An 11,635-nucleotide genomic window follows, 5' to 3' on the forward strand; every position below is an offset into this window, starting at 1 on the left:
AGATCATGATGCTGCACATCTCGCACCTTTCTGCCGACTACGGCGGTAAACCGGCGCTGGCGGATATCAACCTGACGCTGGACAGCGGTGAACTGCTGGTGGTCCTTGGCCCCTCCGGCTGCGGTAAAACCACCCTGCTGAACCTGATTGCCGGATTCGTGCCTTATCAGCACGGCAGCATCACTCTTGAAGGGCAGCGGGTTGAAGGGCCGGGGGCCGATCGCGGTGTGGTATTTCAGCACGAAGGGCTGCTGCCGTGGCGCAACATGCAGGATAACGTCGCGCTCGGGTTGCAGCTAGCGGGCGTCGACAAAACGCAGCGCCGGGCAACCGCCGCGCAGATGCTGAAAAAAGTGGGCCTTGAAGGAGCGGAAAAGCGCTTTATCTGGCAGCTCTCCGGCGGTCAGCGGCAGCGGGTAGGGATTGCCCGCGCGCTGGCGGCCAACCCGCAGCTGCTGCTCCTTGATGAACCGTTTGGCGCTCTGGATGCTTTCACCCGTGAGCAAATGCAAACCCTGCTGCTCAATCTGTGGCATGAGAGCGGCAAGAAGGTGCTGCTGATTACCCACGATATCGAAGAGGCGGTGTTTATGGCCACCGAGCTGGTGCTGCTCTCGCCGGGGCCAGGGCGCGTTCTTGAACGTCTGCCGCTCGATTTTGGCCGCCGCTTTGTTGCCGGGGAATCCTGCCGCAGCATCAAATCGGACCCGAAATTTATCGAACAGCGTGAATATGTCCTCAGCCGGGTATTTGAGCAACGGGAGGCTTTCTCATGAGTATCGTCATTAACGACAAACCGCGTCAGCGGGCGCTGAAGTGGCGCTGGCCGTTCTCGCGCCAGTTCACCCTGAGCGTGGCAACCCTGGCGGTGCTGCTGGTTATCTGGTGGGCCGTCGCCGCCCTACAGCTGATTAGTCCGCTGTTTCTGCCGCCGCCGGGGCAGGTCTTGCAGAAACTGATTACCATCGCCGGGCCGCAGGGCTTTATGGATGCCACTCTCTGGCAGCATCTGGCGGCGAGCCTGACGCGTATTGTGATCGCGCTGCTGGCGGCGGTGCTGCTCGGCGTACCGGTAGGGATCGCCATGGGGCTGAGCCCTACGGTGCGCGGGATCCTCGACCCGCTGATCGAGCTTTACCGCCCGGTGCCGCCGCTGGCTTATTTACCGCTGATGGTTATCTGGTTTGGCATCGGCGAGACCTCAAAGATCCTGCTGATCTACCTGGCGATATTCGCGCCGGTGGCGATGTCGGCGCTGGCGGGCGTCAAAAGCGCCCAGCAGGTACGCATTCGCGCCGCGCAATCTTTAGGCGCCAGCAAAGCGCAGGTGCTGTGGCTGGTGATCCTGCCCGGCGCGCTGCCGGAAATTCTGACCGGCCTGCGCATCGGGCTTGGCGTCGGCTGGTCGACGCTGGTGGCCGCAGAGCTGATTGCCGCTACCCGCGGCTTAGGTTTTATGGTGCAGTCCGCCGGTGAATTCCTCGCCACCGATGTGGTGCTGGCCGGGATCGCGGTGATTGCGATCATCGCCTTTTTACTGGAACTGGGTCTGCGCGCGCTGCAGCGTCGCCTGACCCCCTGGCATGGAGAAGTACAATGAGCGAACGTTTAAGCATTACCCCGCTGGGGCCTTATATTGGCGCACAGGTATCCGGCGTCGACATTACTCGCCCGCTGAGCGATAACCAGTTTGAGCAGCTGTATCACGCGGTGCTGCGCCATCAGGTGGTGTTCCTGCGCGAGCAGAATATTACCCCTGAGCAGCAGCGCAATCTCGCCCTGCGCTTTGGCGACCTGCATATTCACCCGGTCTACCCGCACGCACCCGGCGTTGATGAAATTATCGTTCTCGATACTCACGACGATAATCCGCCGGATAACGATAACTGGCACACTGACGTTACCTTTATTGAAACGCCGCCCGCCGGAGCGATTTTGGCGGCAAAAGAGCTGCCGTCTACCGGCGGCGATACCCTATGGACCAGCGGCATTGCCGCGTACGAGGCGCTCTCTGAGCCATTTCGTCAGCTGCTGGGCGGCCTGCGCGCGGAGCATGATTTCCGTAAATCGTTCCAGGAGTATAAATATCGTAAAACCGAAGAGGAGCATCAGCGCTGGCTGGAGGCGGTGGCGAAAAATCCGCCGCTGCTGCATCCGGTGGTGCGAACCCATCCGGTAACCGGCAAGCAGGCGCTGTTTGTGAATGAAGGGTTTACGACCCGCATCGTCGATGTGACGGAGAAGGAGAGCGAGGCGCTGCTGAGCTTCCTGTTTGCCCACGTCACCAAACCGGACTTCCAGGTGCGCTGGCGCTGGCAGCCTAACGATGTGGCGATTTGGGATAACCGCGTTACCCAGCATTACGCCAACGCCGATTATCTGCCGCAGCGGCGAATTATGCACCGCGCAACGATCCTCGGGGATAAGCCGTATTACCGGGCGGGGTAATTCCTGTCGCCTGGCTAAGGCATCCGCCGCGAGCCGTAGAGAAAATCGGAAGCTGCATTGCGCGCGGCTTCCCGGAGGCGATGCTGCGCATCTGTCCGGGCTACCGGCCCGCAGAAAGCTGTAAACCCGTAGCCCGGACAGGCGCAGCGCGCCGCCTCCGGGAAAAGGTTTTTATGCCGATTTTTGCGCGTCCAGATGCACGCCAATATAGCGCTGATATCGATTCGCCTTCAGATAGGTCAAATCTACCAGCACCAGACCATCGACGCAGTTATTGAAATCCGGGTCGCTGCCGAAATCGATAAACTGTACGCCGCCCGGTTCGCACACTTCCGAGTACTGCTTATACAGCGGCGGGATCGCGCAGCCGAGATTGCCGAGCAGGGACTTCAGTCGGGCCAGGTCGTCGTTATAATCCTCACCGGCAAACTGTGCCAGCACATCGGGCAGTGAGGCGGGGTAGGGGCGACGAGACTCCGCCAGCGGATGAGTTGCCGGGAACCACAGGCGGTAAAACGCCACCAGCAGATCCCGCGCGGCAGGCGGCAAGCCTCCAGAAATGGATACCGGGCCAAATAGATAACGATAGTGCGGATAGCGCGCCAGATACGCGCCGATGCCGGACCACAAATAGTCCAGACCGCGACGGCCCCAGTAGCGCGGCTGGATAAAGCTGCGCCCCAGCTCAATGCCGTGCTGAAGAATATCGTCCATGCGTTCGTCGTAATGGAACAGGCTGGAGCTGTAAATCCCTTCCAGTCCGCGTTTTTCCAGCTGCATAGCGGTCGGCATAAAGCGGTATGCACCGACGATCTCAAGGTCTTCTTCATCCCACAAAATCAGGTGCAGATAGTCATCGTCGTAACCGTCCACGTCGCGACGTTTACCGCTACCTTCACCGACCGCGCGAAAGGCAATTTCACGCAGACGCCCCAGTTCGCGCAGCACCGGCGCGTCTTCCTGACCATGGCGCTGCCAGAGATAAATGATTTTGCCATCCGCCGTGCGTCCCAGCGTTTCGGCCTTATTTAGTTCACGCTTGAGCAGGGCCCGGGCTTCGGGACGAGCGATAGTGCTTTCGGTTTTAAAGATCCCCGGCAGCCCTTTTCCGAGTTGTTCCAGATGACGATAGCAGCGTTCGGTGAGCTCGCGAGAAGAGGCCTGCGGGTCGAACCAAGCTGACCAGGCAATCTGTTGCCCAATATTGACCGGTAGGCTGCTGTTACGGCGGCGGAACATTTGCTGCATCAACAGGAGCAGCGGGAGATTTGCCGACACCAGGGTGCTGGCGTAAAACAGCGCGCTGTTGTGCGCATGGATCCACGCCGGGAGCAGCGGGGCGCGATATTTGGCGGCCAGCTTGATAAATCCTGAGTGCCATTTTTTATCGCGGATGCCGCGACGGGTCAGGCGTGAAACTTCGCCTGCCGGGAAGAAAATCAGCACGCCGCCGTTTTGCAACTGCTGGTCCATTTGCTGTAGCGCCGCTTTGGCGGTGCGGCCATTAATATTATCGACCGGAATAAACAGCGAACTCATCGGTTCGAGATGGTTAAGCATGCGGTTGGTAACCACTTTGACATCGCGGCGTACCCGGGAGACGGCGTAGAGCAGCGCCAGGCCGTCGAGCGTGCCGGTGGGGTGGTTGGCGATAATGACCAGCGGGCCATGTTCGGGGATTTTTTCGAGATCGTGCGCCGGGATAGCGCAGCGGATATTGAGATGTTCGAGCACCTGTTCGACCGTATCCAGTCCTTTCAGGTGGTGGTGACGTGCGGCAAACTGTTGAAACTCTTCCTCATGCAGGAGCTTTTTCAGCACCTTTTTCTGCCAGGGGGCTGGCCTCGCCTGAGGCCACAGGTCATCGAGTACATTGTCGAGACTAAACATGGTGGCACCTCCTCCGTCCTGCCCAGACAGTAGAAGGCGCAGATGTCGCTCAGATTACAGTTGAGTGAATATTTGGGGGGGGGCGAGCTATGGGGGCCGGAGCAGGTAGCCCGGACAGGCGCGCAGCGCCGCCTCCGGGAAGGCTATATGTGAAAAAGTTGCGAGCGCTTTTCCAGATTGATGTCCAGTTAATTGCCTTCTAACCTCACCCTCTTTTATCCTGGTGGAACAGGCAAAAAATCTTTGGCAGGGGGCATCCGATGGTCGATTATCGTCGTCATTACATTAATGGAGGGACTTGGTTTTTCACCGTCAATTTATGCGACAGAGAGAGTCGGTTTCTGGTTCATCGTATTGATGCATTACGCCAGGCGGTGGCAATAGTCCGCAAACAGAAACCTTTTCATATTGATGCCTGGGTTGTGCTCCCCGAACACCTTCATTGCGTCTGGACCTTACCTGGCAACGACAGCGATTTTCCATCGCGCTGGCGATCAATTAAAAAGCATTTTTCAGGTTTAACAGGCGCGCAAAGCGTGTGGCAACCAAGGTATTGGGAACACGCCATTCGTAACCAAGAGGACTATCGTAGCCATGTTGATTACATTTATATCAATCCGGTTAAGCACGGGTGGGTAAGGCAGGTACGGGATTGGCCCTATTCAACCTTTCATCGCGATGTAAGTCGTAGTTTGTATCCTGTTGATTGGGGTGGGGAGGTGAAGGAATTATTATGCGGCGAGCGTCGTTAAGGTGACTTTCCCGGAGGCGGCGCGTTGCGCCTGTCCGAGCTACCAACTCACAGAAAACTGTGAGCCCGTAGCCCGGGGACCTGAATTAACGCAGGATTTTCTTTTCGGCCAGATCGAGGGCGAAGTAGCTGAAGATCAGATCCGCACCGGCACGTTTGATGGCGCCGAGGCTTTCCAGTACCACTTTCTCTTCGTCGATAGCACCGGCCTGGGCGGCGAATTTAATCATCGCGTATTCGCCGCTTACCTGATAGGCACCTAATGGCAGGTTGGTGCGCTCGCGCAGGTCGCGCAGGATATCGAGGTATGGACCGGCCGGTTTGACCATCAGGCAGTCGGCGCCCTGGGCTTCGTCAAGCAGCGATTCGCGAATCGCTTCACGGCGGTTCATCGGGCTCATTTGATAGGTTTTACGGTCGCCTTTTAGCGCGGTACCCGCGGCTTCACGGAACGGGCCGTAGAATGATGAGGCGAACTTGGTGGAGTAGGACATAATCGCCGTATTGGTGAATCCGGCGGCGTCCAGCGCCTGGCGAATTGCCTGCACCTGACCGTCCATCGCGGCGGAAGGGGCGATAAAATCCGCGCCTGCGGCTGCGGCTACCACCGCCTGCTTACCGAGGTTGATAAGGGTCAAATCGTTATCGACACCGTGATCGCACAGTACGCCGCAGTGACCGTGCGAGGTGTACTCGCAGAAGCAGGTATCGGACATCACGATCATCTCCGGCACCGCTTGTTTGCAGATGCGGGACATGCGCGCCACCAGGCCGTTTTCGTTCCAGGCATCGCTGCCGGTGGCGTCGGTGTGGTGGGAAATCCCGAAGGTCATCACCGAACGGATACCGGCGTTGGCAATACGCTCAATCTCTCGCGCCAGATGCTTTTCCGGAATGCGCATCACGCCGGGCATGGCCTCGATGGCTTTGTAATCGTCGATTTCTTCTTCAACAAAGATCGGCAACACCAGGTCGTTCAAACTCAGTGTTGTCTCTTCAAACATGGCACGTAGCGAAGCGGACTTGCGCAGGCGGCGTGGGCGAGTGATTAAATCTGTCATGGTTTGCCTGATTTTGTGAAATGAAAAAAGATAGTCTACCTGAATTGGCGGCGGGATGTTTTGCCAAAACGATCCTGATGAATCGCAGGCAAAACACCCCTAAAGGCTATTGACTGGCTGTCTCAATGGTGGGGCGGACGCCGCTTAATTCGCTGACCAGATCGTTGATGCCGTCGCTCATATTGTTAAAGCGCGTCAACGGCGAGCGGGTGACCACCACAAACGCGCCAACGTTAGCTTGCGGATTCATCGCCATATAGGTGATAAAACCGCCGCCGCCGCCGGTCTTCTGGATAATCCCTGGTTGACCGTTTTTCGACTTCATATAAACCCAGCCGAGGCCCAACGCATCGGCTTTCCCCGGCACGTCCATGCCGATCACCTTCGTTAACTGGCTGCGCTGATAAATCAGCGTTTGCATACGATCCGCCTGCTGACCCCGAGTGTGGAAGTCAGAGGAGAGGAACTGCTGCATCCAGCGCATCATGTCGCCCGGCGTGGAGTAGACGCCGCCGCTGCCGATAGCGGCCAGGGTGTTGTTGCACGGGCTGGCCCCTTTCTCAGGGATCATCAGCCGCTGACACTGGTCCGGAGAAGGCGTAAAAGTGGTGTCTTTCATCCCCAACGGACGGGTAATTTGCTCTTCAAACAGCTGCGGATAAGGCTTGCCAGAGGCGGTAGATAACGCATCGGCCAGTAAGTCAAAGGCCAGGTTCGAGTAGGCGGCCTGCGAACCAGGAGCGACCTTCAGCGAGGCAGTTGTGATCCAGTTCCAGCGCTGCTGACGCGTCGGCCAGACGAATACCGGACGATGCGCCGCGCCGCCAGGCTGTTCACGCGGCAGGGCGCTGGTGTGCGTCGCCAGATTCACCAGCGTGATGGGCTTCCCTTGATAAGTGGGAACTCGAGCTCCCGGCGGGGCGTATTTGCTCAGTGGATCGTTGAGCTTCACCACTCCCTGGTCGAGCAGCTTCACCAGCATCTCGCTGGTCATCAGCTTACTCAGTGACGCGATACGAATCACCGAATCGAGCTGCGGATGCTCATTACTGCCGGGACGCGTCACGCCGAAGCTGCGAAACACGCGCTGATTACCGTCAATGACCACCATCGCCATACCGGTCGCGCCGCTGCCGTAGAAGATATGATTAGCATAACGGTCGACAACATCAGAGGCGAATTCCGGGTCTACGCTCGGTTGTGCGGCCTGGACCGATGTCCACGACGCCGCGCACAGCGCAGCAAAAATGAGCAGACTACGTTTCAACGGGGGCATCCATCATTGTGAAGAAAAATATAGAGCGTATTTATACTACGAAGCGACGCCGAGCAAAGCGGGAATAACTCGAATCTGTGCGGAAAAACGTAACGCGGCGTAAAAAATCCTTTTTTATGCTTTTGGATAGCCGCTTTTACCTGCGGGCGCGTATGATTACCGTTTGGCTAATGATTGGTAGCGAGAGTGACAATGGCGGCTCAACGGGTGGTAATGGTAGTGGATATGCAAAACGGCGTTTTCGCAACGCCGCGTATTGAGCGCGAACGCTGCGTCGCGCAGATAAACCGCCTGGTGCGGGCGGCGGATACCGTTATCTTCATTCAGCACAGTGAAGAGGGCGGGCTGGAAGAGGGAAGCGAAGGTTTTGATTTGCTACCTGAACTTGAGCAACCCGCTGGCGCGCTGTACGTCACCAAGACCGCTTGCGATGCCTTTTACCACACCCGGCTGGAAGAGGTGCTGCACGAGCATGATATCAAGCAGTTTGTGATTTGCGGCTGCGCCACAGATTATTGCGTCGATACCACCATCAAAAACGGCGCCAGCCGCGGCTATGCCATTACCGTCGCCGAAGATGCTCACACCACCGCCAATCGCCCGGCGGCGCAGGCCACCACGCTGATTGCCCACTACAACGAGGTGTGGCGTACCTTGACGGTACCTGGCAATCCTTTACACGTGAAACTCACAGAAACAATTCTTCGCGAATGGCAGGCGAACTAAGCCGCTGACATTCGGTCTCATAACCCGCCCACTTTGCTCCGCTGCGACACCTTTGCGGCGGGCGTTTTCGTGGTACACAGCATAATAAAACGATAAGAAGTTAGCAGGAGAGCATGATGTTTAAATCTTTTTTCCCCAAACCGGGGCCGTTTTTTATTTCTGCCTTTATCTGGTCGCTGCTGGCAGTGATCTTTTGGCAGGCGGGCGGCGGCGACTGGCTGCTGCGAATCACAGGCGCATCGCAGGATGTCGCGATCAGCGCAGCGCGCTTCTGGTCGCTTAATTACCTGGTGTTCTACGCCTTCTACGCGCTGTGCGTCGGGGTTTTCGCCCTGTTCTGGTTCATTTACAGCCCACATCGCTGGCAATATTGGTCGATTCTCGGCACCTCGCTGATTATTTTCGTCACCTGGTTCCTCGTTGAAGTTGGGGTGGCGATCAACGCCTGGTACGCGCCGTTCTACGATTTGATTCAGAGCGCGCTGGCGACGCCGCATAAGGTCAGCATTAATCAGTTCTATCAGGAAATAGGCATATTCCTCGGCATCGCGATTATCGCGGTGCTTATCGGTGTGATGAACAACTTCTTCGTCAGCCACTACGTCTTCCGCTGGCGTACCGCCATGAACGAGCATTATATGGCGCACTGGCAGCATTTGCGTCATATCGAAGGCGCCGCGCAGCGTGTGCAGGAAGACACTATGCGCTTTGCCTCTACGCTGGAAAGCATGGGAGTCAGCTTCCTTAACGCGGTGATGACGCTTATCGCCTTCCTGCCGGTGCTGGTGACGCTCTCCGCGCACGTGCCGGACCTGCCGATTGTCGGTCATCTGCCGTATGGCCTGGTGATTGCCGCGATTGTGTGGTCGTTAATGGGTACCGGCCTGCTGGCGGTGGTGGGGATTAAGCTGCCGGGGCTGGAGTTTAAAAACCAGCGCGTTGAAGCGGCCTACCGTAAAGAACTGGTTTATGGCGAGGATGATGCCAACCGCGCGACGCCGCCGACCGTTCGTGAGCTGTTCAGCGCCGTACGCCGCAACTATTTCCGTCTCTATTTCCACTACATGTATTTCAATATCGCTCGTATTCTTTACCTGCAAGTGGATAACGTTTTCGGTTTGTTCCTGCTGTTTCCGTCGATTGTTGCCGGTACGATTACGCTGGGCCTGATGACGCAGATAACCAACGTCTTCAGCCAGGTTCGCGGTTCATTCCAGTACCTGATTAGCTCCTGGACGACGCTGGTGGAGCTGATGTCCATCTACAAACGTCTGCGCAGCTTTGAGCGCGAGCTGGATGGCAAAGAGCTGCAGGAAGTGACCACAACATTAAGTTAACGATCGCAAGGAAGGAATATGGCAGCAGCCTCATCTCGTTTTGTTTCACTCTCCCTGACGCTACTGGCAGGCATGGTGCTTAGCGCCTGTTCCAGTAAACCGGAACCGGTGTTCAAAGAGGGGGAAAAGCCGATTGATGTTGCCGCCGTGGTACGGCAAAAAATGCCTTCCAGCGTGAAAGACCGTGAAGCTTGGGCGCAGGCCATCGCCAAAACGTTTGAAAGCCAGAAGCTGGCGCCGACGGAAGAGAATGTCTGTTCGGTGCTGGCGGTGGCGCAGCAGGAGTCCAACTATCAGGCGGATCCTGCGGTGCCTGGGCTGAGCAAAATTGCCTGGCAGGAGATAGACCGCCGGGCGGAGAAAATGCATATTCCAGTGTTTCTGGTCCACACCGCGTTGAAAATCAATTCGCCTAACGGCAAAAGCTATAGCGAACGCCTGGATAACGTCAAAACGGAAAAGCAGCTGAGCGCGATTTTCGATGATTTTATCGGCATGGTGCCAATGGGGCAGAAGCTGTTTGGCTCGCTGAATCCGGTGCATACCGGCGGTCCGATGCAGGTCAGCATTGCCTTCGCCCAGCAGCATACCGACGGCTATCCGTGGAAAATGGACGGCACCGTGCGTCAGGAAGTGTTCAGCCTGCGCGGCGGCCTGTGGTTTGGCTCCTATCATCTGCTGAACTATCCAGCAAACTATAGCGTGCCGCTGTATCGTTTTGCCGATTTTAACGCCGGATGGTACGCCAGCCGTAACGCCGCTTTCCAGAATGCGGTGGCTAAGGCGACGGGTGTGAAGTTGGCGCTGGATGGCGATTTGATTCGCTACGATAGCGACGAAGCCGGAACCACCGAGCTGGCGGTGCGCCGTTTATCCTCACAGCTGGCGATGAGCGATGACGATATCCATCGTCAACTGAAGAAGGGCGATACGCTGGCGTTTGAGGAGAGCGATCTCTACAAGAAGGTGTTTCGTATTGCCGATAAGAAAGCCGGTAAAGCGCTGCCGCGAGAAGTATTGCCGGGGATCCAGCTTGAGAGTCCGAAAATCACCCGTAATCTGACTACCGCCTGGTTTGCCAAACGGGTTGATGATCGACGGGCCAGCTGTATGGCGCGCCGCTAGTGCTGGCTGCGCCAGCGAGAAGCTATCCCCAATATCCCAATCAATATACAGCCCAATAGAAAAGGGACCAGGCCAAACAGGGTCCCGACCACCAGGCCTATTTCGACCCTGGGGCGGCTGCTGTCCTGCATTTGAATTAAATGCTCAAAAACGCCGGGAGTGTGTATCAGCATGCTCAGCATCTGCGCGCCGGCCCAGAAGCAAAACAGCACAAACAGGGCGTAAGCGATGTTGCTGCTGGTGATAGACCTCCTCTTTTTGCTGCCGTTGGTGGTCTTTGCAAAGGTGAACTCTGCCATATTTACCTCCGTACTTCGCTTTCCTGCCGATTTTTCAGCGATCTACATATACACAAAATCATTCAAGATGCATCGAGGCGGCAAGTCTGAGAATCCCCCAGGAGCTTACTCAAGTAAGTGACTGGGGTGAGAAGACGTAGCCAACAAAGAGGCAGTTTGAAGGATGATGTGTATAGAGGCTATTCTGGCAATGAGGATCGGATTTCAGTATCAGATTGCTGGTAATTTCCGTCCAGGAATGTTCCTGATTTCACCGGTTTGCGAGTTTGCTACAAATTTGTGAAATTTAGACCAATATCGCAATGTGCGACAATTCTCAACTCGGCTACAGACCGGCGGTGGCGGCTATGCGAAGATGCTTTTTTTGTTGTCGGAGTCATCATGAAGCTCACTGAAAAAATTCGCCGCGACTGGCACTATTATGCAGTTGCACTGGGGTTAATTTTTATTATGAATGGCGTGGTTGGGCTGCTGGGCTTTGAAACCGAGGGCTGGCGTTCATACGCCGTTGGGCTGGTGACGTGGGTGATTAGCTTCTGGATTGCCGGGTTTATTATTCGCCGTCGTCCGGTCGAGGAAGCGTGAGCCGGGGAGATAATCAGAAGCTGCATTGCGCGTTGTTTCCCGGAGGCGGTGCTGGTGCACCTGTCCGGGCTACCGGCCTGCAGATGGCTGTGAATCCGTAGCCCCGGTAAGGCGCTAGCCGCGACCGGGGAGATAAT

Annotated in this window: 12 protein-coding genes; 8 read left to right on the forward strand and 4 right to left on the reverse strand. The window is 56.7% G+C overall.

All coding sequences use genetic code 11. The annotated features are described in order from the left end of the window. Positions 1-8: 8 nt before the first annotated feature. The 3 genes from tauB to tauD are packed head-to-tail and all read left to right on the forward strand — an operon-like array spanning position 9 to position 2,448. Positions 9-776: a taurine ABC transporter ATP-binding subunit gene (gene tauB / locus HV127_RS13595; RefSeq protein ID WP_182240650.1), complete on the forward strand. Its 768-nt coding sequence runs from the start codon at positions 9-11 to the stop codon at positions 774-776. After that, positions 773-1,600, forward strand: a complete 828-nt coding sequence (gene tauC, locus HV127_RS13600) for a taurine ABC transporter permease TauC (protein ID WP_142982628.1) — start codon at positions 773-775, stop codon at positions 1,598-1,600. Before tauB ends, tauC begins: the two co-directional genes overlap by 4 nt. After that, entirely contained in the window at positions 1,597-2,448 is an 852-nt protein-coding gene (tauD, locus tag HV127_RS13605) for a taurine dioxygenase (protein WP_182236643.1), read from the forward strand. Before tauC ends, tauD begins: the two co-directional genes overlap by 4 nt. Positions 2,449-2,619: 171 nt before the next feature. Here tauD and HV127_RS13610 read toward each other — a convergent pair whose 3' ends face one another. Further along, positions 2,620-4,338, reverse strand: a complete 1,719-nt coding sequence (locus HV127_RS13610; protein WP_182236645.1) for a lysophospholipid acyltransferase family protein — start codon at positions 4,336-4,338, stop codon at positions 2,620-2,622. A gap of 260 nt (positions 4,339-4,598) precedes the next feature. Between HV127_RS13610 and HV127_RS13615 the strand changes: the two genes are divergently transcribed. Then, positions 4,599-5,090 carry a transposase gene (locus HV127_RS13615; protein ID WP_182236647.1) on the forward strand — a complete coding sequence of 164 codons (492 nt, stop codon included), beginning with the start codon at positions 4,599-4,601 and terminating at the stop codon, positions 5,088-5,090. 85 nt (positions 5,091-5,175) lie between these two features. Here the strand turns inward: HV127_RS13615 and hemB are convergent, their stop codons facing one another. Further along, a complete protein-coding gene (gene hemB / locus HV127_RS13620; RefSeq protein WP_181483396.1) occupies positions 5,176-6,150 on the reverse strand; it encodes a porphobilinogen synthase in 975 nt (324 codons plus the stop codon). A gap of 106 nt (positions 6,151-6,256) precedes the next feature. Then, on the reverse strand, positions 6,257-7,417 hold the full coding sequence (gene ampH, locus HV127_RS13625; RefSeq protein WP_182236649.1) for a D-alanyl-D-alanine-carboxypeptidase/endopeptidase AmpH: 1,161 nt from the start codon (positions 7,415-7,417) through the stop codon (positions 6,257-6,259). A gap of 222 nt (positions 7,418-7,639) precedes the next feature. Here ampH and HV127_RS13630 point away from each other — a divergent pair, with 222 nt between their 5' ends. The 3 genes from HV127_RS13630 (at position 7,640) to HV127_RS13640 (ending at position 10,614) form a co-directional block, all read left to right on the forward strand. Continuing rightward, positions 7,640-8,152 (forward strand): isochorismatase family protein, encoded by a 513-nt coding sequence (locus HV127_RS13630; protein WP_167492891.1) that lies wholly within the window; start codon positions 7,640-7,642, stop codon positions 8,150-8,152. Between the two features lie 116 nt (positions 8,153-8,268). Beyond that, on the forward strand, positions 8,269-9,489 hold the full coding sequence (gene sbmA / locus HV127_RS13635) for a peptide antibiotic transporter SbmA (protein ID WP_181486482.1): 1,221 nt from the start codon (positions 8,269-8,271) through the stop codon (positions 9,487-9,489). A gap of 18 nt (positions 9,490-9,507) precedes the next feature. Continuing rightward, positions 9,508-10,614: a DUF1615 domain-containing protein gene (locus tag HV127_RS13640; protein ID WP_182236651.1), complete on the forward strand. Its 1,107-nt coding sequence runs from the start codon at positions 9,508-9,510 to the stop codon at positions 10,612-10,614. Here HV127_RS13640 and HV127_RS13645 read toward each other — a convergent pair. After that, on the reverse strand, positions 10,611-10,913 hold the full coding sequence (locus tag HV127_RS13645) for a DUF2755 family protein (RefSeq protein ID WP_112214084.1): 303 nt from the start codon (positions 10,911-10,913) through the stop codon (positions 10,611-10,613). The genes HV127_RS13640 and HV127_RS13645 overlap by 4 nt on opposite strands. 381 nt (positions 10,914-11,294) lie before the next feature. Between HV127_RS13645 and HV127_RS13650 the strand changes: the two genes are divergently transcribed. Further along, positions 11,295-11,498: a DUF2754 family protein gene (locus tag HV127_RS13650; RefSeq protein WP_110273818.1), complete on the forward strand. Its 204-nt coding sequence runs from the start codon at positions 11,295-11,297 to the stop codon at positions 11,496-11,498. Positions 11,499-11,635 lie beyond the last annotated feature (137 nt).

The sequence above is a fragment of the Klebsiella sp. RHBSTW-00215 genome, from assembly GCF_014103785.1.
In the GTDB taxonomy this organism is placed as follows: Bacteria; Pseudomonadota; Gammaproteobacteria; order Enterobacterales; family Enterobacteriaceae; genus Klebsiella.

Bases quoted from the DNA above. Each gene is read 5' to 3' on its own strand.
- tauB (WP_182240650.1), top strand. From the start codon at position 9: ATGCTGCACATCTCGCACCTTTCTGCCGACTACGGCGGTAAACCGGCG.
- tauC (WP_142982628.1), top strand. From the start codon at position 773: ATGAGTATCGTCATTAACGACAAACCGCGTCAGCGGGCGCTGAAGTGG.
- tauD (WP_182236643.1), top strand. From the start codon at position 1,597: ATGAGCGAACGTTTAAGCATTACCCCGCTGGGGCCTTATATTGGCGCA.
- HV127_RS13610 (WP_182236645.1), bottom strand. From the start codon at position 4,338: ATGTTTAGTCTCGACAATGTACTCGATGACCTGTGGCCTCAGGCGAGG.
- HV127_RS13615 (WP_182236647.1), top strand. From the start codon at position 4,599: ATGGTCGATTATCGTCGTCATTACATTAATGGAGGGACTTGGTTTTTC.
- hemB (WP_181483396.1), bottom strand. From the start codon at position 6,150: ATGACAGATTTAATCACTCGCCCACGCCGCCTGCGCAAGTCCGCTTCG.
- HV127_RS13630 (WP_167492891.1), top strand. From the start codon at position 7,640: ATGGTAGTGGATATGCAAAACGGCGTTTTCGCAACGCCGCGTATTGAG.
- sbmA (WP_181486482.1), top strand. From the start codon at position 8,269: ATGTTTAAATCTTTTTTCCCCAAACCGGGGCCGTTTTTTATTTCTGCC.
- HV127_RS13640 (WP_182236651.1), top strand. From the start codon at position 9,508: ATGGCAGCAGCCTCATCTCGTTTTGTTTCACTCTCCCTGACGCTACTG.
- HV127_RS13645 (WP_112214084.1), bottom strand. From the start codon at position 10,913: ATGGCAGAGTTCACCTTTGCAAAGACCACCAACGGCAGCAAAAAGAGG.
- HV127_RS13650 (WP_110273818.1), top strand. From the start codon at position 11,295: ATGAAGCTCACTGAAAAAATTCGCCGCGACTGGCACTATTATGCAGTT.